This is a genomic window from Novosphingobium sp. LASN5T (genome assembly GCF_003856955.1).
Lineage (GTDB): Bacteria > Pseudomonadota > Alphaproteobacteria > Sphingomonadales > Sphingomonadaceae > Novosphingobium.
In genome coordinates, this window is sequence record NZ_RQSI01000020.1 from 1 (window position 1) to 21,039 (window position 21,039).

Annotated in this window: 21 protein-coding genes; 14 read left to right on the forward strand and 7 right to left on the reverse strand. The window is 64.8% G+C overall.

The genetic code is table 11. The features are described 5' to 3' along the window. The 5 genes from istA to EH199_RS13990 all read left to right on the forward strand — a co-directional run. A partial coding sequence (gene istA / locus EH199_RS13970; protein ID WP_124809914.1) for an IS21 family transposase occupies window positions 1-916 on the forward strand: 916 nt, incomplete at its 5' end. Continuing rightward, complete coding sequence (istB, locus tag EH199_RS13975) at window positions 913-1,758, forward strand: IS21-like element helper ATPase IstB (protein WP_124809915.1); 846 nt, start codon at window positions 913-915, stop codon at window positions 1,756-1,758. The genes istA and istB, both read left to right, overlap by 4 nt. Window positions 1,759-2,042: 284 nt before the next feature. Beyond that, window positions 2,043-3,200 (forward strand): capsule biosynthesis protein, encoded by a 1,158-nt coding sequence (locus tag EH199_RS13980; RefSeq protein WP_124809916.1) that lies wholly within the window; start codon window positions 2,043-2,045, stop codon window positions 3,198-3,200. 2 nt (window positions 3,201-3,202) lie between these two features. Beyond that, complete coding sequence (locus EH199_RS13985) at window positions 3,203-4,000, forward strand: ABC transporter permease (RefSeq protein WP_124809984.1); 798 nt, start codon at window positions 3,203-3,205, stop codon at window positions 3,998-4,000. Further along, on the forward strand, window positions 3,997-4,644 hold the full coding sequence (locus tag EH199_RS13990) for an ABC transporter ATP-binding protein (protein ID WP_124809917.1): 648 nt from the start codon (window positions 3,997-3,999) through the stop codon (window positions 4,642-4,644). Before EH199_RS13985 ends, EH199_RS13990 begins: the two co-directional genes overlap by 4 nt. A 296-nt stretch (window positions 4,645-4,940) precedes the next feature. Here the strand turns inward: EH199_RS13990 and kdsA are convergent, their stop codons facing one another. Further along, the gene (gene kdsA / locus EH199_RS13995; protein ID WP_124809918.1) at window positions 4,941-5,774 is read right to left on the reverse strand and encodes a 3-deoxy-8-phosphooctulonate synthase; all 834 of its coding nucleotides are present in this window, start codon (window positions 5,772-5,774) and stop codon (window positions 4,941-4,943) included. Window positions 5,775-5,982: 208 nt separating this feature from the next. Here kdsA and EH199_RS14000 point away from each other — a divergent pair, with 208 nt between their 5' ends. Genes EH199_RS14000 through EH199_RS14020 form a run of 5 tightly spaced genes read left to right on the forward strand, consistent with a single transcriptional unit; the run spans window position 5,983 to window position 11,256 of the window. Then, a complete protein-coding gene (locus EH199_RS14000) occupies window positions 5,983-6,969 on the forward strand; it encodes an SIS domain-containing protein (protein WP_124809919.1) in 987 nt (328 codons plus the stop codon). Beyond that, the gene (gene kdsB, locus EH199_RS14005; RefSeq protein ID WP_223806678.1) at window positions 6,962-7,804 is read left to right on the forward strand and encodes a 3-deoxy-manno-octulosonate cytidylyltransferase; all 843 of its coding nucleotides are present in this window, start codon (window positions 6,962-6,964) and stop codon (window positions 7,802-7,804) included. Before EH199_RS14000 ends, kdsB begins: the two co-directional genes overlap by 8 nt. Window positions 7,805-7,811: 7 nt before the next feature. Then, complete coding sequence (locus tag EH199_RS14010; protein ID WP_124809920.1) at window positions 7,812-8,426, forward strand: histidine phosphatase family protein; 615 nt, start codon at window positions 7,812-7,814, stop codon at window positions 8,424-8,426. Next, window positions 8,423-10,051, forward strand: a complete 1,629-nt coding sequence (locus EH199_RS14015) for a beta-3-deoxy-D-manno-oct-2-ulosonic acid transferase (RefSeq protein WP_124809921.1) — start codon at window positions 8,423-8,425, stop codon at window positions 10,049-10,051. Before EH199_RS14010 ends, EH199_RS14015 begins: the two co-directional genes overlap by 4 nt. Continuing rightward, on the forward strand, window positions 10,048-11,256 hold the full coding sequence (locus tag EH199_RS14020) for a glycosyltransferase (RefSeq protein WP_124809922.1): 1,209 nt from the start codon (window positions 10,048-10,050) through the stop codon (window positions 11,254-11,256). Before EH199_RS14015 ends, EH199_RS14020 begins: the two co-directional genes overlap by 4 nt. Before the next feature lie 3 nt (window positions 11,257-11,259). Here EH199_RS14020 and EH199_RS14025 read toward each other — a convergent pair whose 3' ends face one another. Next, window positions 11,260-11,808: a sterol desaturase family protein gene (locus tag EH199_RS14025; protein WP_223806679.1), complete on the reverse strand. Its 549-nt coding sequence runs from the start codon at window positions 11,806-11,808 to the stop codon at window positions 11,260-11,262. A gap of 268 nt (window positions 11,809-12,076) precedes the next feature. Here EH199_RS14025 and EH199_RS14030 point away from each other — a divergent pair, with 268 nt between their 5' ends. Then, window positions 12,077-12,889, forward strand: a complete 813-nt coding sequence (locus tag EH199_RS14030; RefSeq protein WP_124809924.1) for an SDR family oxidoreductase — start codon at window positions 12,077-12,079, stop codon at window positions 12,887-12,889. Here the strand turns inward: EH199_RS14030 and EH199_RS14035 are convergent. After that, entirely contained in the window at window positions 12,870-14,354 is a 1,485-nt protein-coding gene (locus EH199_RS14035; RefSeq protein ID WP_370449690.1) for an LTA synthase family protein, read from the reverse strand. The genes EH199_RS14030 and EH199_RS14035 overlap by 20 nt on opposite strands. Before the next feature lie 192 nt (window positions 14,355-14,546). Between EH199_RS14035 and EH199_RS14040 the strand changes: the two genes are divergently transcribed. Continuing rightward, window positions 14,547-15,788 (forward strand): capsule biosynthesis protein, encoded by a 1,242-nt coding sequence (locus EH199_RS14040; protein ID WP_124809926.1) that lies wholly within the window; start codon window positions 14,547-14,549, stop codon window positions 15,786-15,788. Window positions 15,789-15,804: 16 nt separating this feature from the next. Here the strand turns inward: EH199_RS14040 and EH199_RS14045 are convergent, their stop codons facing one another. The 3 genes from EH199_RS14045 to EH199_RS14055 are packed head-to-tail and all read right to left on the reverse strand — an operon-like array spanning window position 15,805 to window position 17,673. After that, entirely contained in the window at window positions 15,805-16,386 is a 582-nt protein-coding gene (locus EH199_RS14045; RefSeq protein ID WP_124809927.1) for an LptA/OstA family protein, read from the reverse strand. Window positions 16,387-16,400: 14 nt separating this feature from the next. Next, window positions 16,401-17,045: an LPS export ABC transporter periplasmic protein LptC gene (locus EH199_RS14050; protein WP_124809928.1), complete on the reverse strand. Its 645-nt coding sequence runs from the start codon at window positions 17,043-17,045 to the stop codon at window positions 16,401-16,403. A gap of 10 nt (window positions 17,046-17,055) precedes the next feature. Then, the gene (locus EH199_RS14055) at window positions 17,056-17,673 is read right to left on the reverse strand and encodes a ribonuclease D (protein WP_124809929.1); all 618 of its coding nucleotides are present in this window, start codon (window positions 17,671-17,673) and stop codon (window positions 17,056-17,058) included. A gap of 124 nt (window positions 17,674-17,797) precedes the next feature. Between EH199_RS14055 and ung the strand changes: the two genes are divergently transcribed. Together ung and EH199_RS14065 are read left to right on the forward strand one after the other, a co-directional pair. Next, on the forward strand, window positions 17,798-18,478 hold the full coding sequence (ung, locus tag EH199_RS14060) for a uracil-DNA glycosylase (protein ID WP_124809930.1): 681 nt from the start codon (window positions 17,798-17,800) through the stop codon (window positions 18,476-18,478). A 111-nt stretch (window positions 18,479-18,589) separates the two neighbouring features. Then, window positions 18,590-19,399 carry a cystatin domain-containing protein gene (locus tag EH199_RS14065; RefSeq protein WP_124809931.1) on the forward strand — a complete coding sequence of 270 codons (810 nt, stop codon included), beginning with the start codon at window positions 18,590-18,592 and terminating at the stop codon, window positions 19,397-19,399. Window positions 19,400-19,600: 201 nt separating this feature from the next. Here EH199_RS14065 and EH199_RS14070 read toward each other — a convergent pair whose 3' ends face one another. Beyond that, complete coding sequence (locus EH199_RS14070) at window positions 19,601-21,034, reverse strand: glutamate synthase subunit beta (RefSeq protein ID WP_124809932.1); 1,434 nt, start codon at window positions 21,032-21,034, stop codon at window positions 19,601-19,603. Window positions 21,035-21,039 lie beyond the last annotated feature (5 nt).

Consider the following 21,039-nt stretch of genomic DNA (forward strand, 5'->3'; position numbering starts at 1 on the left):
ATTCGAACGCCGGTTCGAGACCACTGCCGGCCGGCAGGCCCAGGTTGATTTTGCCCAGTTCCGCGTCGCGTTCACCGACGAGCCTGGAGCCGTGAAGGTGTTCTGGCTGTTCTCGATGGTGCTTGGCCATAGCCGGTGGCTATGGGGCAGGTTCTGCCCGACCCAAGACCTGCAGACGGTCATGCGATGTCACATCGATGCCTTCGATGCGATGGGCGGCGCTCCGCGCGAGGTCCTCTACGACCGGATGAAGACCGCAGTCATTGACGAGGATGCCGAAGGCGTCGTGATCTACAACCGGTCGCTGGTGTCGCTGCTCGACCACTACGGTGCCTTGCCGCGCGCCTGCCGGCCCTATCGCGCCAAGACTAAGGGCAAGGTCGAGCGTCCCTTCCGCTATATCCGCCAAGACTTCTTCCTGGGTCGCACCTTCCAAAATGCCGAGGATCTCAATGGCCAGTTCCGCAACTGGCTCGACACGGTTGCCAACGTGCGTCGTCACGCAACGACGGGACGCATCGTTGCCGAGCACTTCGCCGAGGAAGGGATCGCGCTGACGGCCTTGCCTGCCGCGGCCTACAATGCCGTCCTTACCGTCGAACGGCGGGTCAGCCATGAAGGCATGGTATCGGTCGGCGGCAACCTTTACTCGGTGCCCGATGCGACGAGAAAGCGTGTCGTCGAAGTCCAGAACCATCCGCGCGAGATCAGGATCTTCGAGGACCGCAGGCTGATCGCGGTGCATCCCGTGCTCGATGGGCGCAATCAACGCCGTGTCGATCCCGTTCACCGCAAGCTCGCCCAGATCCGGCAGGAAGCGCCGCCTCCTGCCACTGGCCGGGAGATCGGGCGTCGCTCACTCAGCATCTACGAGGCCGTCGGCAGGCGCCTGGCCGGTGTGGAGGTGCGGCCGTGACCGAAATCATCGACAGCATCCGCGCCAGCCTGGTCGGCCTCAGGATGCCTCGCGCCCTCGAAGCCCTGGATCATACCATGCGCTGCCTCGAGCGGGGCGAGATGACCGCGCTTGAGGCCATCGACATCCTGCTCTCCCACGAGCATGGTAACCGCGAGAGCCGGCGCTTCACCATGGGCGTCAAGACCTCCCGCCTCGTACCCATGAAAACCATCGAGGGCTTCGACTTCTCGTTCCAGCCATCGCTTGATCGCAGCCGGATCATCGCGCTCGCCCAGCTCGACTTCATTGAACGCGGTGAGGTCGTCCACCTGCTGGGTCCGCCCGGAACCGGCAAATCCCATCTGGCAACGGCGCTCGGCGTCGAAGCTGTCCGTGCCGGCAAGCGGGTCTACAGGGCCAGCCTGGCCGAAGTGATCGACATGCTGGTACGCGCCGAACGTGATGGCAGACTCCCCGAGCGGCTACGCTTCTTCAACCGCAACAGCCTTCTGATCGTTGACGAGATCGGATACCTGCCGGTCACCCCGGGCGGGGCCAACCTCTTCTTCCAGCTCGTCAACTCACGCTACGAAAAAGGTGCCATGATCCTCACCTCCAACCGCGGCTTTGCCGAATGGGGTGAGGTCTTCGGCGATCCTGTCGTCGCAACCGCCCTGCTGGATCGTCTGCTGCACCACGCCATCGTCATCCAGATCGAGGGCGCCAGTTACCGGCTGCGTGCCCACACCGATCTCATCCCCGAACACACCAGGACCATCGCCACCATCACACCGCCACCCCCGCCACGCCGGCGCGGAAGGCCACCAAAGGAGCGCCCCCTCGATCACCGATACGGTTGATCACCGAAAGCCTGGACTGGGGAATTTTACATCGGCACTTCTGGGGAATCTTCGGTCGGCGTTGACAACGGGCACCAGCGACCTGACGCCATGCCTGCGTTGCGACAGCATGGCCGGGCTGAAGGAAGACCTGACGGACAAGAGCACCCCGCATTTTTGAGACGGAACGCTCACAGATTGCGGATCAAGCTGCATGCCGGCCTTGCACCCTACCCGATGTTGGCTTAGCGCAACTGGCATACATTGCCGGTCAAACCGCCCCCGAGGTCCTGCAAAAGATATTTATGAACGTTGAGCATTCGTTCCCGTCCGACATCGCAGCCAGCCCTTCCTCACTCTCCCAATGGGTGAAGAAGCGGCGCTGGTTCGTTGTCTTCGTTATCGTACCCACGGTGCTGGCAACGCTGTACTATGGGCTCTTAGCGTCCGACATCTACGTTTCGGAATCCCGTTTCGTCATCAAGAGCCCTGACCAAAAGCGCTCACAGATATCCTCTCTCGCCAGCTTGGTCCAGACAACCGGGTTATCGGGTGGACAGGAGCAAGCCAACGAGGTTCTCGATTTCGTCCGTTCGCGTGACGCACTTAATGAGTTGGAGAAAAATCCCGGCTTTCGCTCACTCTATGCCGCTAAGAAGGTGGATTTCCTCTCACGCTTCCCACAGCCTCTGCACGCTAACAGCTTTGAGGAGTTGTATAAGTTTTACAGGAAGCAGGTCGATGCACAGCTCGATACTGAAACCGGGACTTCGATCATCAAAGTCAGGGGATTTACTGCTGAGAGTGCCTATTCAGTAAATCGGCGACTCTTGGAATTAAGTGAAGGCTTGGTCAATCGGCTTAACGATCGCATACGTACACGTGCGATTTCCGAAGCGCAGCGGCAGGTCAATCTGGCCACGGAACGAGCCAAGGCAGCCCGAATAGCCTTGGCTCAATATCGAAATTCCCAGGAGCTAATCGATCCCACCGTGCAGGCAGGCGGCGTTCTGGGAATCTCGAACGGCCTTATCGCCCAGCGAGCGTCACTCCAAGCGCAACTGGATCAGATGCAGCGTGTAACACCCGGGAACCCGTCGATACCGGCGCTGCAAAACCGCGTGAATGCGCTTTCCGTTCAGATCGGCGCTCAGGACAGTCGTGTGGTCGGATCAAAGGGCGGTATAGCATCCAAACTCAGCGGCTACGAGAATCTCCTTGTCGAACAGGAGTTTGCGACCGAAAACCTCAATGTCGCGAACGCGGCGCTGGTCCAAGCGAGTGCGGATGCGCAGCGTCAGCAATACTATCTCGAGCGCGTTGTCGAACCGAATTTGCCAGACATGCCACTGCTGCCTAACCGCTTCCTCAACATCCTCATCGTGGCAGCCGCTGCCACGTGCTTGTATTTCATCGGATGGATGTTGATCGTCGGCATTCTCGAGCACGCGCCGGACGAATGACCATGCCCCGTTCAAACCTACGCAAGGTGCAAGAAGGATGGCGCGTCCAAATCCGAGTCATCCATGCACTAATGATCCGCGAATTGAACACGCGGTTCGGCCGGGAAAACATTGGCTTCCTGTGGATCATGGTCGAGCCTCTGCTTTTCGCTACTCTGGTCGCCATAATGTGGCGCATACTGAAGGGACCGGAAGAGCACGGGGTCGGCATCGTACCGTTTGTTGTTTCGGGTTATATACCGTTGACTCTGTTTCGCCACTGCGTCGGACGTTCGGTAAGTGTCTTCATTGCAAATGGCAGCCTGATGTACCACCGCCAGATCAAGGTTGTCGATTTCATATTCGTCCGATTTTTGATCGAAATGCTGGGAAGTATGATGGCATACCTGTTCATTGCCTCCCTTCTCATACCAATTAACCTTTTTCCTATACCTTCTGATATAGGAATGTTCTTAGCGGGATGGATTCTTTATTGTTTTTTTACGCTATCTATTTGTTTAATAATAGCACCGCTCTCAGAAATGTCGGAAGTTCTTGAAAAATTTATTCCTGTCACGACATACATCATGATTCCATTTTCTGGAACCTTCAACTCTGCATCTTGGCTAACTCCTTCGGTACGCGACTATCTTCTGTGGTCGCCATTTGTGAATGCCATGGAACTCATGCGCGGCGGAATATGGGGCGAAAAAGTAGTTCCTTATTATAACGTATGGAATCCGATCATCTGCTCAGCTATTGCGGCTCTGATCGGTCTCGCCTTATGCCGTCGGGTCCGACGGACCTTGGTGGTCGAATGATAATCTGTCGAAACCTCGCCAAGAGTTATACTCACGGTCGGGCGCGCAAAAGCGTTTTCGAAGACGTCAATCTGACAATAAGCAGCGGCGACCGTATTGCCTTGCTTGGCCGTAACGGAGCAGGCAAGACGACCCTCATAAAGCTGATCGGTGGCGTCGAAATGCCCACTTCGGGAAGGATCGAGCGCCGGATGTCGGTGTCTTGGCCGCTAGGCTTCGCCGGAGGTTTTCAAGGAAGCTTGACTGGATACGACAACGCCCGATTCATCGCACGCATTTATGGGCACAATTATAGCCAAATTCGCGCCTTTGTGGAGGATTTCACTGAACTTGGCCGAGAGCTAAAGATGCCAGTGAAGACCTATTCTTCTGGAATGCGCGCGCGTCTGGCCTTCGCGCTGTCGCTGGCTATTGAGTTCGACTGCTATCTCATCGACGAGATCATTCTCGTCGGTGACCAGAACTTCCACCGCAAGTGCGCTTACGAACTGTTCGAGAAGAGAAGCGACCGCGCGATGATACTAGCCTCGCACAGCACCGAACTTATAAATCAGTTTTGCAACCGGGCCCTGCTCATCCACAACAAAAAAGCGACGGAATACGAGGATGTCGGGCTTGCAGTGGACGCCTATACCCGACTTTGAGAATGTCACTCAATCCTTGATGGTCACGCCAAAGCCGCACGACTGCGTTTAAAATGCGAAATTCAGAGTAGTTGACGTGACCCCCAGCATTCCTCCAACTGGGATTAGAGCCGCGCTTGCTTCTGCCGCTAGGTGGTCAGGACATCCTGTAGGTCATGCAATAGGGCGCGTCTAGGCTCAGGGCTCGTTGATCACAGCCAGAACTTCATCAAAGCGCCGCGCCAATAACGCAATATCCGCTCCTCATGGCCACGCGCTCGTTCCAACGGCGAGCCAACCGGCCGCCCGTAGCGCTGCTACCCTTTCCCCTTCACCACCCCATCAATCGCCAGCAACCGCCGCATCAGCGGCTCGAAAGCGTCCAGCGGCAGAGCGTTGGGGCCGTCCGACAGGGCCTGGTCCGGATCGGGATGGGTTTCCATGAACAGGCCGGCGATGCCCGCCGCCACGGCCGCGCGGGCGAGCAGGGGGACGAATTCGCGCTGCCCGCCCGATCGTTCGCCAAGGCCACCGGGCTGCTGGACCGAATGTGTGGCGTCGAACACCACGGGGCAGCCGGTTTCCGCCATGATGGCCAGCCCGCGCATGTCGGACACCAGCGTGTTGTAGCCGAACGAGGTGCCCCGGTCGCACAGCAGGAACGCGTCGGCCTCCTGCCCCGCCCCGCGCGCCGCGTTGCGGGCCTTGGCCACCACCTGACGCATGTCGTCGGGCGCCATGAACTGGGCCTTCTTGATGTTGACCGGCTTGCCCGACGCGGCGACGGCGGCGATGAAATCGGTCTGCCGCGCGAGGAACGCCGGCGTCTGAAGCACGTCCACCGCCTGCGCCACCGCCGCGACCTGGCCAGCTTCGTGCACGTCGGTCAGGACGGGCAGCCCGGTCCGTTCGCGGACCTTTTCCAGGATACGCAGCCCTTCATCCATGCCGAGCCCGCGAAACGACTGGTCCGAAGTGCGGTTCGCCTTGTCGAAGGAGCTCTTGAAAATCAGGAAAAGGTCCAGCTTGTCGGCAACGGCGGCCAGGCGTTCGGCCACGCTCAGGGTAAGATGTTCGTTTTCGATCACACAGGGGCCGGCGATTGCGAAAAGCTTCGAATCAGCACCGATGTCGCGTTCACAAAGCCGCATGAGGAATTCCGCCACCTTTCGAAAGCCGGGACAGAGCCGCCCGTTTCAGACACAAATTAACTTGATTTCAGCGTTCTTGCCCTCATGGATAAGCGGGGTCATTTTGGCAATTTCTCTTGTTACAAATACCTGAAATACATGCAAAACGCCCGCTACACACGGCACTTGGCAAATGCCTCCGGGAAAAGTGTAGAGAACCAAGGTGGAAATGAAGATCGAGAATTTCCGGCCGGTTTACACGGCTTCCGCATTGAAAACGCTGGAGATCGAGCTTCAGGCGCTGAAGACCCTGAAAGGCGTGCTGCAGACGCAGCGATTCGGGCACTCGCTCGACATGGCGATCGATGCCATGGTGCAGACCAAGGGCCGCGTCATCGTCAGCGGCATGGGCAAGAGCGGGCATATCGGCCGCAAGATCGCCGCGACCCTGCGGTCGACCGGCACCTCATCGGTGTTTCTCCACCCGGGCGAGGCCAGCCACGGCGATCTGGGCGTCATCACGCAAGGCGATGTCGTGTTGGCCATCACCTGGTCGGGGGAAACCGCCGAACTGCGCGACATCTTCGATTATTGCCACCGCCTCGGCTCCAAGCTGATCGTGGCGACGGCGCATCCCGACAGTTCGGCGGCGCGGGCCGCAGACATCTGTCTGGAACTGCCACAGGTGCGCGAAGCCTGCCCCAACGATCTGGCACCCACATCGTCCACCACGCTGCAGCTTGTGCTGGGCGATGTGCTGGCGGTGGCGCTGATCGAAGCGCGCGGCTTCACCCCTTCCGACTTCCGGGTGTTCCACCCGGGCGGCCGGCTGGGTGCGCAGCTTTCCACCGTGGCGCACGTCATGGGCACCGGCAGCGCGATCCCTAAGGTCACCCGGCACGCGACGCTGTCGGGCGCCACGCTGGAAATGAGCCGCAAGCGCTATGGCGCGACGGCGGTCGTCGACGATGCCGAGCGGCTGATCGGCGTCTTCACCGATGGCGACCTGCGCCGCTGCATCGCGGTGCATGACCTGAACGATGCGATCGGCCTGCACATGTCGCCCGATCCGGTAACGGTATCGCCCGACATGCTCTGCTCCGACGCCCTGCGCATCCTCAACGAAAACGCGGTGTCCGTGCTGTTCGTGATCGAAGGCGAACGGCTGGTGGGCGTGGTGCACATGCACGATATCGTCAGGGCCGGCATTGCCTGACTTAGGAGCCGTTTCCGGAAAGGATTTCGGTCCGGACATCATCGTCATCCCTGCCCGTTTCGGGTCCACCCGCCTGCCCGGCAAGCCTTTGCTGCCCATCGCCGGCCGAACGCTGCTGGACCGGGTCGTGGCCATCGCGCGGACGGCGGCGGCACAGGCCGGCGATTGCGAGGTCGTGGTGGCGACCGATGACGAACGGATCGCCGCGCATGGCCGCGACCTTGGCGTCGATGTCGCCATGACCTCGACCGATCTCGATTCCGGCTCCGTCCGCGCCTTCGCGGCGGCACGTGCACGCCCAGCCCCGCCCGCATTCGTCGTCAATCTCCAGGGAGATGCCCCGTTCACCCCCGCCGCGATCGTGGCCGGGCTGCTAGACGTCCTGCGCCAGCGGACGGCCTCTGTCGTCACCCCGGTGTTCCAGCTCGACTGGCCCCGGCTCGACCGCCTGCGCGCGCACAAGCAGACGGCGCCTTTCAGCGGCACGACTTGCGTGCGCGCCCCCCATGGGCGGGCGCTGTGGTTTTCCAAGACCATCCTGCCCGCCCTGCGCGGCGAAGACGGTTTGCGGGCACAACCGCTTTCTCCGGTCTGGCAACATCTCGGCCTTTACGGATATAGCTTCCCGGCCCTGGAATGGTTCGCATCGGCGCGGGCCAGCCAGTACGAGAAACTGGAAGGTCTGGAACAGTTGCGCTTCCTCGAACATGGATGGGCGATCGACACGATCGCCGTGGACGTCCCTCCGCATGTCCTTTCCGGAATCGACACGCCCGCAGACCTGACGCTGGCCGAAGAGGCCATCGCCCGGTTCGGCGATCCCTATCCCGCGTAAACGCCCCGTGTTCGTCATCGTCCGCCACGGCAAAACCTTTGCCGCCGGGGAAGCGCCGCGCCGCATCGGCGCGCGCACCGATCTTCCGCTGACTGACGAAGGCGAACAGGAAGCCCGCCGGCTGGGCGACCACTTCGCCGAACTGGGCTGGCGTTTCGGCCGCGCGCTGGTTTCTCCACTGCTCCGCGCCCAACAGACTGCAGCGCCCATCCTGGCGGCGCAAGGCACGGCCATCACGCCCGAGCCCGCCGATTTCCTTGCCGAGATCGACCACGGACCGGACGAGAACCAGACCGAGGACGCCGTGCTGGCGCGAATCGGCCACGCTGCACTGCACGCATGGGACCACGCCGCCGAACCGCCATCCGGATGGATCGTGAATGCGCCCGCGCGCATCGCGGCCTGGGCGGATCTGTTTGCGCGCCCACCCGCCGGTCCTGATACCCCAGTGCTGCTGGTGACCAGCAACGGCGCCGCCCGCTTTGCGCTGCTCGCCGATCCGGCCTTGCGCGAGGTTGCCGCAGCGCTGCCTTCGCTGAAGCTGCCCACGGGCGGCTATGGCATGATCCGCCGCAGTTCGGACGGTCGGCTTGAAGTTCCCGTGTGGGGCCAGCGCCCTTGAGCGCGACCGCCCCCCAGCCCTTGCTGCGCGCGCCGCCGTTTCCGGGCCTTGATGCAGGAGTCGCGATCGCCGGCATTGCCTCCGCGTCGCCGGAAAACAGCGATCCGGAAGCGCTGTTCGCCCGTATCCGCGCGGCGCGAGTCGGTGGCGCGTTCTGGGAAAGGCCCGCCGCGCTTTCGCGCCCTGCCACGGTCGTCCTGCGCCCCCGCTCGCCCGGTGAAGCCGCAACGCTGGCCAGCGGTCTTAACCAGCAGGAAGCGGCAGAGGCGCTGTGGATCACACCCGCTCGCGCGGATGCAACCGATCCGTGGTCCGCGCTCGACGGCGCGGGCTTGCTCGTCGCGCACGGCGATGACGAATGGGTCGCCCTGGCGTGCATCGCCGGCGTGCCCGTGCGCGTTCTGTCGCCCGGCCGCTTCGGCGCACCGGACGACGGGCAAGCCGAGTTGGAAGCGGCTGCCCTGCGCGCGCTGGACACGCCGCGCTATCGCGATCCGTTTACCGGCGATGCCACGACCCTCTTCGCGACGATCATGACCTTGGCCGAATGGCGCCGGATCATCGACGGCAACCGGGGAATCGTCGCGGCCTGCGGCATGGCGTGGTGGAAGCGGGAGGAAATCCGTCGCTTCCTTTGGTGCCCCGGCCAACCGTTGCGGATCGTCTCGCGCCCCGCCCGCGCGCTGGGTCTGGCGCAACGGCAGGACGGTCAGGTAGCCATCTGGCCATCGCGTGTATCGCCTGCGCTGCTGGCCGCAGCCGCAGACAAGGGCGTGCCGCTCGTGCGCGTGGAGGACGGGTTCGTCCGCTCGGTGGGCCTGGGCAGCAATCTGGTGCCCCCCTCCTCGATCGTGGTGGACCGGCAGGGCATCCATTTCGATCCATCCGGCCCCAGCGACCTCGAAACGGTTCTCGCCTCCACCCGCTTCGCGCCCGACCTGATCGAACGGGCGCGCGCCTTGCGCGAAACGATCGTGGCCGCCGGGATCAGCAAGTATTCCACCGGCGCGGCCTCATCCGCCCCTCCCCGTCAGCCAGGGCGGCGGCTTGTGCTGGTGCCTGCGCAAGTCGAGGACGACATGTCGGTGCTGGCCGGCGGCGGCGGGCTGCATTCCAATCTGGAGCTGCTGCGCCGCGTCCGCGCGCTGGAGCCGGATGCGGAAATCTGGTTCCGGCCGCATCCCGATGTCGATGCCGGCCACCGCAAGGGCGCGGTGCCCGATGGGGAGGTGCTGCAACTGGCCGACCGTATCGTGCGCGAAGGCGGCATGGCCCCGCTGCTCGACGTGGTCGATGCCGTGCATGTGCTGACCTCGCTGACTGGGTTCGAGGCGCTGATGCGCGGGCGCGCGGTGACATGCCATGGCACGCCGTTCTACGCCGGTTGGGGGCTGACCCGCGATCTGGGCACGGTGCCGGACCGGCGCGGGCGCGCGCTGACGCTCGACGAACTCGTCGCCGGGGTGCTGATCCTCTACCCCCGCTATCTCGATCCCGTCACTAGCCTCCCCTGTCCGCCCGAAGTGCTGGTGCGGCGCATGGCGGAAAACCACGCGCCCAACCGGCTGGGCTGGGTGGCGCCCTTGCGCCGCTGGCAGGGGCGGTTCATGGCGATGTGGCGATGACCGCCGTCATTCTCGACATCTCGCGCCTGATCTCGCGCGTGCGCCACAATACGCCGTCGGGCGTGGACCGGGTGGAGATGGCCTACGCGCGCGGCCTGTTGCAGCGCTATAGTGATAGGCTGGCCTTCGCCGCCGTCCATCCCTCCGGCCTCTATGGCCGGCTGCGGCAGGCACAGGCCATCGCCTATCTCGACGAACTGGAACGTCGCTGGACGCAGGAAGCCGACGATCCGCACCAGCGCTCCCTGCCCTCTGTCCTGCGGCTGATGGCGGCGCTGTGGCCGCATCGCCCGCCGGCCCCGTCCGGCCCGGTGCCGCCTGTCTATATCCAGGTCTCGCCCCATCACCTCACCCGCCAGACGCAGGTGCGCCGCATTCTACGGCGGGAACGGGCGCGTTTCCTGTGCATGGTGCACGATCTGATCCCGATCGAATTTCCCGAATATGCGCGTCCTTCTGGCGCGGCGCTGCATCGGCAGCGCATGGAAACGGTGGCCGCCTGCGCCGATGCGGTAATCGTCAATTCGGCTGCCACCGGCCGGTCGCTGCGCCCCTGGATCGAACGGAGCGGCCGGGCGATCGCCACGCATGTCGCCTTGCTGGGCACCGAAGACCTTACCGCCCCAGCCGCTCCAGCGACCTCGGCGGAGCGGCCCGCGTTTGTGTGCCTCGGCACGATCGAGCCGCGCAAGAATCACCTGCTGCTGCTGCACCTGTGGCGCCACCTGGCGGAAACGATGCCGGCGCCGGACGTGCCGCGCCTGGTGATCATCGGCCGCCGCGGCTGGGAAAACGAACAGGTGGTGGACCTGCTGGAGCGCTGCCCAGCGCTGAAGGGCCATGTCGAGGAAATCAACGGCTGCTCCGACCAGCGGATGGCCGCGCTGCTGGCAAGCGCCCGCGCGCTGCTCATGCCCTCGTTCGCCGAAGGATTCGGGATGCCCGTTGCCGAAGCGCTGTCGCTGGGCGTGCCGGCGATCTGCAGCGATCTTCCCGCCTTACGCGAAGTGGGCGGAAACACGCCCGACTACCTCGATCCGCTCGACGGCCCCGGCTGGAAGGCAATGATCCTTGACCACGCTCGCGCCGGCCCGGCCCACGCCGCGCAGAAGGCACGGCTTGGGCAATGGCACAAGCCGCTGTGGAGCGAGCATATGGATATTGTCGAACAGGCGATCAGCGGCCTTTCTCGGCCGCCCACCTGAGCGTCAATTCCCCGTCTTGGTCGAGGTGATCGCGGTTCCGAACAGGCGGTCCCACAGCGGCGTGGTGATCGCGTAGTTGCCATGTTCGCTGATGTGGTGGTGGCGCATGTGGTGCTGCTTGATCGCCCGTGCCATGCGCCCACGCATCGGCCACTGATGGCACGCGAAATGGGTGAAATCGTAAACCACGTAGCCCGAGATGAAGCCCAGGAACAGCCAGTCCCCACCCGGTCCGACCATCGAGACGCAGGCATACCACACCGCCGCGGCGATCGGCACGCTCACGATCGGTGGCATCATGTTGCGCAACCGGTCATTGGGGCTCGCGTGATGATTGCCGTGCATGATGAAGGTGAAAGCCTGCAGCGGCTTCCACTTCAGCTGCAGGTGGAACAGGAAGCGATGCATGGCATATTCGAACAGCGTCCACAGCCACAGCCCGCCCACGACCAGGCTGAACGCGGCAGCCACGCTGACAGTGCCCCAGCCCATCCAAACCAGGAAGGGGAGAAACATCCCCCAGATCACGCCGAAAGCGACGGGGGAAACCACGGTCAGCTTTTCAAGCCACGCGTTCCGAAACAATCTGATCGGTTGCAGATGCGAACTCCGGGCTGTCATAACCTTGACTCTGGACAGGACAGGCCTCCAAGTGTCAAGAGTCTAAAGTCCCCAAAATAGGCGAATGCACCCCTCCGGACGACAGGATGCCCAAACCGCCATCCCACTGAAAATGCGGTATTGGCGCGTGTGCAGTGCAGTAGAAATTGCATAAATCCACGGGTTCGCCCTTGGTTAGGACTCAGGATTACACCCCTATATGGCCAGCCCTATACGGTTTGATGGCAGTTTTGTTCCTGCCCCCCAGACAGGCCGGGTTCTTGTCGTAGGCGCATCGGGCGAACTGGGTGGCGCCCTCGCGCGGCATTATGCCCGCGCGGGCGCCCGGCTCTCGCTGTGGGGGCGCGACAGTGGCCGGCTCGACGCCGTCGCCGCAGCTTGCCTGGAGCTTGGCGCGGGCGCGGTGGATACCCGATCCCTGGACCTATCCGATACCGATGGCGCGCTGGAAGCCCTGTCGCGCGAAGAGGCCGACGAGCCGTTCGGCCTTGCCTTGTTCGCCGCGGGATGCGGCGATATCCGGGCGGCGGGCGCGTTGGTGGAGGACGCCGCGCAGGTCGCGCGTCTGGGGCAGGTCAATTTCGTGGCGCAAGCGGCCATGGCCGCCCGTTGCGCCCAAGCGATGGCCGCGCGCGGGCACGGCGCGATCGTCGTGATCGGTTCGGCCGCCGCCGATCACGCACTGCCTTTCGCCGCCGCCTATGCCGGATCGAAGGCGGGTCTGGCCCGCTTCACCGACGCGCTGCGCATCGGTGTGCGGCCTTACGGCGTATCCGTGACGCTCGTATCCCCCGGCTTCATCGATACGGCAGCAGCCCGGCGGGTTCCTGGCCCCAAGCCGCTGATTTTGAAGCCTGACAGAGTCGCCGCGCTGATCGCGAGAGCGGCAGCGCGCCGAAAGCCCCATGCCGTGCTGCCCTGGCCGTTTGGGCTGCTCCGGCTCATCTCGGCGATCCTGCCGCGCTTCCTGCGCGATCGGTTGCTGCGCGCGCTTACGCCGCCGGGAGTGTAGCCAGAAGATCGTGGACCGCGTGATGGAGCTGCGCCGGGGTCAGATCCACGCGCCGCCGCTCCCCCTTCACCACCGCGCCGAAGGCATCGAGGCGGACGACAACATACGGCGTGTGGCGCACCGGCCCCGGCGTGGTGACACCGGGGATGCTCGGGCGGTGATCGCCGAAGAAGACGAGGACCGAAGGCCGGCCAAGGTCAGCCAGCGCTTCGAGCAATGTCGCCAGCATCGCATCGCTGTTACGCACAAGGCGCAGATAGGAGGAAACGAGATCGCGCGGCCCCGATCCATCCTCGGGTGCCCAGGGGCCATGATTCTCGATCGTCACGGCGTAAAGCACCGTTGCTTCCGTGGCCTTTCGTGCCAGATCGCCAATCGTTCCAGCCATGGCCGCGTCGGTTACGTAGCGCCCCTCTCCTGCCGAGGGCGGCGCGAAATGTTCCTCACCCACCATCTCCGCGAACCCGGCGGCGGGCATGATGCGTTGCCGGTTGTAGAAGCGCAGATCGTGCGGGTGCAGAAACAGACTCCGCCAGCCGCGCCCGGCCAGGCGGGCCGGCAAGGCGTGCGAGGCTTCGCCCACCGCGGTCAGGAACGGATCGAACCGGCGAAAGCCCAGTTCCTCCTCGTCCCGCCCAAAGATCAGGCCATATTCGGTGCGCATGGTATAGGCGCCGAACCCGCTGACGTTGAGATCGCCCCATTGCCAGGCGACCGAACGAGCGCGGGCCAGACCCGGCAATTCCAGCGCCGGATCGCCGAACAGCTCCACGGGATCGGCGAAGGATTCGCATTGCACGATCACCGCCAGCGGAGGTTCGGCTGCCGTCCTTCCAATCGCCACCTCGGGGTGCGCACGCGGCGCGGGATTGGCCGTCGCGCGCCAGCGCAGCCAATAAAGCAGCAGAGTCGCCAGCAAGCCATGGCGGCACACGTCCCCGTCCAGATCGGGCGCCGATGCAAGATCGCGCCATGGCGGAATCGCCATGACCCACCGCAACAGCACCAGACTGCCCGCCAGTAGCACCGCGCCGGCCAGATGGGCACCGATGTCGCCGACGAATAGCCACGCGAACAGCGCCAGCAGCACCGGTCCGCTGGCGATCAGCGCACCCTTTTGCACCGGGCTCAACGCCGACAGATAGAACTGCGGATGGCGCAACACCGCGCCGACAAGCACGAGGTCGGTAAACACCAGTGGTTCGCCCAGCATGGTGTGCTTGGCGTTGGAAACAACCGTGAACAGCGCCACCAGCGCCAGCGTCAGGATCGCCGAGGCCAGCGGATTGCCGCAGATGCCAAGGAACAACCCGAAGTCGCTGGCGACCAGCAGCATGTGCAGCACCATGCCGGCCGCGCTGCGCAAAGGCCAACGCGCATCGCCGCCCCGCCGGGGGCGAACCAGCCCGTCCAGCACCAACGACGCGGCGACAAGCCCCGAAAACAGCAGAAACGTGCCTGTCACAGCCCCTCGATAGAACATCCGCGCGGGCAGGGTGGCCGCTGCGTGAATGCCTTAGCCATCCCCGAAGGCAATGTCATGGGCGGCTCGTGCGCAAGTGGATGAAATTGATTGGTGGAAACCTGAACATGGCTCATCGACGCTTCGTGCGCTTCGCCCTAGGGACGTCTGGATGAGGTTCCGGAACACTTGCCGATGCCCGATGAAATAGTGCGTACCGGGGAACGGCGCCGGGTGCTGTTGCTGCAAGGGCTGATGGGGCCGCTGTTCCGCCATCTGGGACAAGGGCTGATCCGCGCCGGGCACACGGTTTACAAGGTCAATTTCAACGGCGGCGACCGGGCGTTCTGGCGCCTGCCCGGCGGCATCGACTATCGCGGCACCCTGCAGGACTGGCCCGCCGCGCTGGAGCAGATGCTGCGCGACCGGCAAATCACCGACGTGGTGCTGTTCGGCGATTGCCGCGATCATCACATGGCCGCAACGCAGGTCTGCCGGGCGCTGGACGTGCCGGTCCACGTTTTCGAGGAAGGCTATATCCGGCCCGACTGGGTCACGCTGGAACTGGGCGGGGTCAATGGCCATTCGTCGCTCCCGCGCGATCCGCAGTGGTATCGCGATACTGCCGCCGCGCTGCCGCCGGTGCCGCAGCACAGCCAGGTGCCCTCCTCGTTCCGCCGCCGCGCGCTGGAAGGCTTGCTGTACAACGTCGCAGACGTGTTCACGCGCTGGCACTATTCCAACTGGAACAACCATCGCCCCTGGCCGCCGCTGGTGGAAGGCATGGGCTGGCTGCGCAAGCTGCGCGCGCGCAAGCTGCGCGAGGCGCAGGCCGCCCAGCTGTTCGCGCGCATGGAAGCGTCGCCAGAGCCCTATTTCCTGTTCCCGCTCCAGCTCGATTCGGACGCGCAAATCCGGCTGCATTCGCCTTTCGCGGGCATTGCGGAAGCGCTGAACCTGATCATCGCCTCGTTCGCCCGGCACGCCCCGGCCGACACGCGTCTGGTCATCAAGGAGCATCCGCTCGACAACGGCGTGCGCGATTGGGAGCAGGCGGCGCGCGATCTGGGCGAACGCTATGGCGTGGCCGCGCGGATCGACTACCTGGCCGCCGGAGACATCGTGGCCGTTGCACGCGACGCGCGCGGCATGGTCACCATCAACAGCACCAGCGGCACGTTCGCGCTGGCGATGGGCGTCCCCGTCGTCGCGCTGGGCCACGCGGTCTATGACATCTCGGACCTCACCGCGCAGGGCGGGCTGGATGCCTTCTGGCAGAACCCGATACCGCCCGATCCGGAAACCTTCGCCGCGTTCCGGCGCGTGCTTATCGAACGCTGCCTGATTCCCGGCGGCTTCTTCTCGAAGGAAGCGCTCGACAAGGTCGTCCGGCACGCCATCGCGCGGTTCGAGGGAATGCCGCTTCCGCCCGAATAACCGGCGGGGAGACGCCCTACGGCTTGCTGTCGTTGCGCTTGGGCACCTTGAACGTGCCCGAAATACGCCCGCCGCCGTTCCCGGCACCGTTGACGCCGGGAACGGAGGAACCGCCCGAACGGCCATCCACGCTGGACAGGCCGCTATCGAGGTCGATCACCAGCCGGCCGCCGTTCAGCGTGTCGGTGCCGCGCCGCAGCGCCACATTGCCGACCATCGTGATCAGGCGGCGGTTCACGTCATAGACCGCCACGTCGCCGCGCGCGGTTTCGTCGCGCTGCGTGACCACCACGCCGCCGGTCGCGTCGATCCGCTGGATCTCGGTGTCGCCGCCGGTATTCGTATAGGCCATGACCGTGCGGGCCGAGCGCATCCGCATGTCGTCTTGCGTGATGTCGACGTTCCCTGTCAGGATCACGCGGTTCTGCTTGTCCTGCAGTTCGATGCGGTCCGCCGCGAAGTTGACCGGCGCATCGCTGTTGACCCGCGAAGCCGCGTGCGCGGAAAGGGCCGCGACGACGGCGCCGGCCCCGGCAAAGCCCAGCAGGAACGCCCGGAAAGGCCGGGCGGAACGAATCGTTTCGCGAAGGGACGTCATTTGCCGAGGTGCAGTCATGGCTTGCGCATCTTGCCCGGTTCCATGTGAAGACGTGCATGGCCGTCCAGCGTGACGGTATGCGCGGAGAGGTCGGCGAATATCCTGTCGGCCGAGAAAGTGCCAGCCGGAATGCGGCCTTCCGCCGGCCCCTTGCTGTGCAGGTTCTTGCCCCGCACATCGAACACCACGTTGTTCGCGGTCATGCGATAGCCGTCCGACGTCTGGAAATTGACCGGCCCGGCCACATCCACCTGTTCGCGGCTGAAGTCGTAATTGCCGGCGTTGGCCGAAAGGATCGCCGGCCCGTCGTCCATCAGCATCCGCGCGGTCAGGTCGTTCATCATCACCACGGGAACCCGCGCCGAATGCTGGACAGCGGACCCGGCGGTGATCGAGAACGTGCGCCCGTCGTCGTCCAGGCCGCGATACATCGCGCTGGCGGCACGCAGACGATCTTCCAGGATGGAAACCTTGTTGCGATCGAGCAGGAAGCTGATCTCGCCGCGCGGGGAAAGCGGGGTCAGCACCATCACCGCCGCCAGCACGCCGATCGCGGCCGGCAGCGCCACCGCCAGGAACCGCACCAGACGGTCATGAAAGCCGCCCGGCGCCGCGAAATGCTGGCGGCGCGAGCGGATCTTCTCGGCTTGGACGGTCATCCCCGCAGCCTCATTCGTGACTGAAGATGTCCCGCTCGGCCCAGCCGGCCAGATCGAGGCGCGCCCGCACGGGCAGGAAGTCGAAACAGGCCTGCGCCATCTCGGTCCGCTTCTCCCGCGCCAGCCGTTCAACCAGAATGGTGTGCATGGCGTGGAGGTGGCGCACGTCGGACGCGGCATATTCCTGCTGCGCGTCGGACAGGACCGCCCCGCCCCAGTCGCTCGACTGCTGCTGCTTGGAAATCTCCTTGCCCAGCAGTTCGCGCACCAGATCCTTCAGGCCGTGACGGTCGGTATAGGTCCGAACCAGCTTGGACGCGATCTTGGTGCAGAACACCGGCGCGGCGGTAATGCCCAGATAGTGTTCGATCGCGGCCAGATCGAACCGCGCGAAGTGAAACAGCTTCAGCCGCGCGGGATCGGCCAGCACCGCCTTCAGGTTCGGCGCGGCGTAGGCACTGTCCACCTGGAAGCGGACAAGGTGCTCATCGCCCCGTCCGTCGGAAATCTGGACCACGCACAGCCGATCGCGCGGGGTGATCAGCCCCATCGTTTCGGTATCGACGGCGACGATGCCCGGCGCCAGCGCGCCTTCGGGCAAATCTTCTTCATGCAGGTAGACGGCCATGGACCCCGCCTACGATGAATGCCGGGAAACGGCAACCTTGGGAATGCCGGGAAACGGCAACCTTGGCTTTGGCGCCCGGCAGGCTTGTGCGCCCGTTTCGAGTTGCGGTAGGAACGCCTTTCCTATGGCAACTCCCCTTCCCGAAAGCTGGCAGCCGGCGCTGGCCCCTGTTCTCGCCACCCGCCCGCTGCGGGCGCTGGGCGGCTTCCTCAACGCCGAAGAGGCGGCCGGAAAGACGATCTTTCCGCCACGCGGATCCCGGCTGCGGGCGCTGGAACTGACCCCGCTGGACGCGGTGAAGGTCGTGATTCTGGGGCAGGACCCCTACCACGGCCCCGGCCAGGCGCACGGCCTGTCGTTCTCGGTGCCGCAGGGCGTCAAGCCGCCGCCATCGCTGGTGAACATCTACAAGGAACTGGAAGCCGATCTCGGCCTGCCACGACCTTCCCACGGCAATCTCGAAAACTGGGCGCGGCAGGGCGTGCTGCTGCTGAACAACGCGCTGACGGTAGAGGCCGGGCAGGCCGGATCGCACGCCGGCAAAGGCTGGGAGGATTTCACCGACGCGGCGGTGGCCGCCGTCGCGCAGCGTGACGTGCCCACCGTGTTTCTGCTGTGGGGCAGCCATGCGCAGAAGAAGGCCGCGCGCGTGCCGGGCCTGGCCAATGGACCGCACCTCGTCCTCAAAGCGCCCCACCCCAGCCCGCTGTCCGCCCATGCCGGCTTCTTCGGATGCCGCCATTTCAGCCAGGCCAACGCCTTTCTCGAACAACACGGCCGGGGTGCGATCGACTGGCAGCCCTGAGCCGCCGACGTGGGCGCGCAATCGCCTCCGAAGCAGACGCAAATCCGGTTGCCGCATCCCCGGCGGCCGGTCACTCTTCCCGTCCGCGCGATGCGGGAGGGAGCCTGAATCATGACCAAGACACTGTCGTTGGCGCTGTACGGAGCGCTGTACGGGGCGCTCTGCGCGGCCGCGCTGGCGCCTGCCGCCGCACAGGTGCCCCCGCCGGGAGCAGGGATCCCGGGCGGCTGGGCGCCCGCCGGCGTCAACGATCCGCAGGTACGCCAGGCCGCCGATTTCGCGGCATCGCAATTGCCGGGCGGGGGCACGGTCAGAAGCGTCGATTCGGCCAGCCAGCAAGTCGTTGCCGGCATGAACTACCGCATCGAGCTGACGCTCGCCGATGGCAGCCGCTGGGCGGTGACCGTCTACAGGATGCTGTCGGGCCAGATGCGCCTGAGCGAATCGACGCGGCTGGCAGCCGCCGCGCCACAGGTGGCGGCCAGCCTGCGCCTTGCCCGGAACGGGCTGCAGGTGCGCCGCGCCGGGGCCGCGCCGATCGTCCTCTCCTTCGGCATACCCCGCGCGCGGGTGCTGGAAGCGCTGCGCTTCCGCCCGGCCCCACGGACCAGCACGTACGGCGAATGCGGCGTCGGGCCTGTTGATTTCGCGCAGTGGCAGGATGGCGTGAGCCTGCTGTTCCAGCATGACCGGTTCGGCGGCTGGGTGCTGAGCGGCCGGAACACAACCATCGGCACGACCGACGGCATCCGCATCGGCACCACCCTCGCCGAGCTGCGCAAAAAGCGCGGCTTCCGGCTGGAACGCACCACACTGGGCCACGAGTTCACCGTGGGCGCGATCAGCGGCATCGTAAGCGGCACCAGCGCCCGCGCGCGCGTGACCGACCTGTGGGCCGGCCTGTCCTGCGCCTTCCGCTGACGCGGCGCGCCCGGGGACATGCCAGCGTTATCTTGAATCGTCATTGCGAGCGGTACGCGAAGCAATCCAGAGCCCCACATGCTGCTCTGGCCTTCCCCTGGATTGCCGCGGGGCTTCGCCCCTCGCAATGACGAGGCCGAAACGGAAAAGGGCGCCCCGCACGGAGCGCCCTTCCTGTCCTGTTTCGGAGAACCGGCCCGATCAGCGCGGCAGTTCGGAAACCCCCATCAGCGCTTCGTCCACCGAACGCGCGCACTGGCGGCCTTCGCGGATCGCCCAGACGACGAGGCTCTGCCCGCGCCGCATGTCGCCGCAGGCGAACACGTTCTCGACGCTGGTCTTGTAGTCGACCACGTTGCCCTTGACGTTGCCGCGCGCGTCCAGTTCGACGCCGGCCTGTTCCAGCAAGCCCTGCTTGCGCGGGCCGAGGAAGCCCATCGCCAGCAGGATCAGGTCCGCCTTCAGCGTGAATTCGCTGCCCGGCACTTCCTGCATCTTGCCGTTCACCCATTCGACGCGGACGCATTCCAGCCCGGTCACGTCGTTTTCGCCCACCGCCCGCTTGGTCAGCACCGCGAATTCGCGCTCGCAGCCTTCCTCGTGGCTGGACGAGGTGCGCAACTTGAGCGGCCAGTTGGGCCAGCTCAGCGCCTTCTCTTCCCTTTCGGGCGGCCGGGGCATGATTTCCAGCTGCGTGACCGACAGTGCGCCCTGGCGGTTCGACGTGCCGACGCAGTCCGAACCGGTATCGCCGCCGCCGATCACCACCACGTGCTTGCCGGTGGCCAGCAACGAACCGCGCGGCGCGGCGCGGATTTCATCATCGCCCGCGTTGCGCTTGTTCTGCTGCGTCAGGAATTCCATGGCGAAGCGCACGCCGGGCAGTTCGAAGCCCGGAATGTCGAGCGGGCGCGGGTCTTCCGCGCCGCCCGCCATCACGATCGCGTCGAAGTTTTCCTTCAGCGAGGCGACCGAAACGGTCACGCCCACTTCGACGGAAGTGCGGAACTGGACGCCTTCGGCCTCCATCTGCACCATGCGGCGGTTGATGACGTGCTTTTCCAGCTTGAAGTCCGGAATGCCGTAGCGGAGCAAGCCGCCGACGCGGTCCGATTTCTCGAACACCGTCACCGAATGGCCGGCGCGGGCCAGCTGCTGCGCGCAGGCGAGGCCAGCCGGGCCGGAGCCGACGACGGCGACCGACTTGCCCGTCTTCTTCGCGGGCACCTGCGGCTCGATCCAGCCTTCCTTCCAGCCCTTGTCGACGATCGCGCATTCGATCGATTTGATCGTCACCGGCTGGTCCACGATGTTCAGCGTGCAGGCCGCCTCGCACGGGGCGGGGCAGATGCGGCCGGTGAATTCCGGGAAGTTGTTGGTGGAATGGAGGTTATCGAGCGCCTCGCGCCAGTCGTTCTCGTAGACCAGGTGGTTCCAGTCCGGGATCTGGTTGTTCACCGGACAGCCGTTGTGACAATACGGAATGCCGCAGTTCATGCAGCGCGAAGCCTGCCCCTGCAGCCCCGCCGCATCGTGCGGGATCACGAATTCGCGATAGTGCTTCAGCCGTTCCGCGGGGGAATCGTAGGTACGGTCCTTGCGGTCGACCTCGAGAAAGCCGGTTGCCTTGCCCATGATGT

Bases quoted from the DNA above. Each gene is read 5' to 3' on its own strand.
- EH199_RS13985 (WP_124809984.1), top strand. From the start codon at position 3,203: ATGCCCCGTTCAAACCTACGCAAGGTGCAAGAAGGATGGCGCGTCCAA.
- EH199_RS14055 (WP_124809929.1), bottom strand. From the start codon at position 17,673: ATGGCCGTCTACCTGCATGAAGAAGATTTGCCCGAAGGCGCGCTGGCG.
- EH199_RS13980 (WP_124809916.1), top strand. From the start codon at position 2,043: ATGAACGTTGAGCATTCGTTCCCGTCCGACATCGCAGCCAGCCCTTCC.
- EH199_RS14040 (WP_124809926.1), top strand. From the start codon at position 14,547: ATGCCCGATGAAATAGTGCGTACCGGGGAACGGCGCCGGGTGCTGTTG.
- EH199_RS14065 (WP_124809931.1), top strand. From the start codon at position 18,590: ATGACCAAGACACTGTCGTTGGCGCTGTACGGAGCGCTGTACGGGGCG.
- kdsA (WP_124809918.1), bottom strand. From the start codon at position 5,774: ATGCGGCTTTGTGAACGCGACATCGGTGCTGATTCGAAGCTTTTCGCA.
- ung (WP_124809930.1), top strand. From the start codon at position 17,798: ATGGCAACTCCCCTTCCCGAAAGCTGGCAGCCGGCGCTGGCCCCTGTT.
- EH199_RS13990 (WP_124809917.1), top strand. From the start codon at position 3,997: ATGATAATCTGTCGAAACCTCGCCAAGAGTTATACTCACGGTCGGGCG.
- EH199_RS14030 (WP_124809924.1), top strand. From the start codon at position 12,077: ATGGCCAGCCCTATACGGTTTGATGGCAGTTTTGTTCCTGCCCCCCAG.
- EH199_RS14000 (WP_124809919.1), top strand. From the start codon at position 5,983: ATGAAGATCGAGAATTTCCGGCCGGTTTACACGGCTTCCGCATTGAAA.
- EH199_RS14020 (WP_124809922.1), top strand. From the start codon at position 10,048: ATGACCGCCGTCATTCTCGACATCTCGCGCCTGATCTCGCGCGTGCGC.
- EH199_RS14070 (WP_124809932.1), bottom strand. From the start codon at position 21,034: ATGGGCAAGGCAACCGGCTTTCTCGAGGTCGACCGCAAGGACCGTACC.
- EH199_RS14050 (WP_124809928.1), bottom strand. From the start codon at position 17,045: ATGACCGTCCAAGCCGAGAAGATCCGCTCGCGCCGCCAGCATTTCGCG.
- EH199_RS14045 (WP_124809927.1), bottom strand. From the start codon at position 16,386: ATGACGTCCCTTCGCGAAACGATTCGTTCCGCCCGGCCTTTCCGGGCG.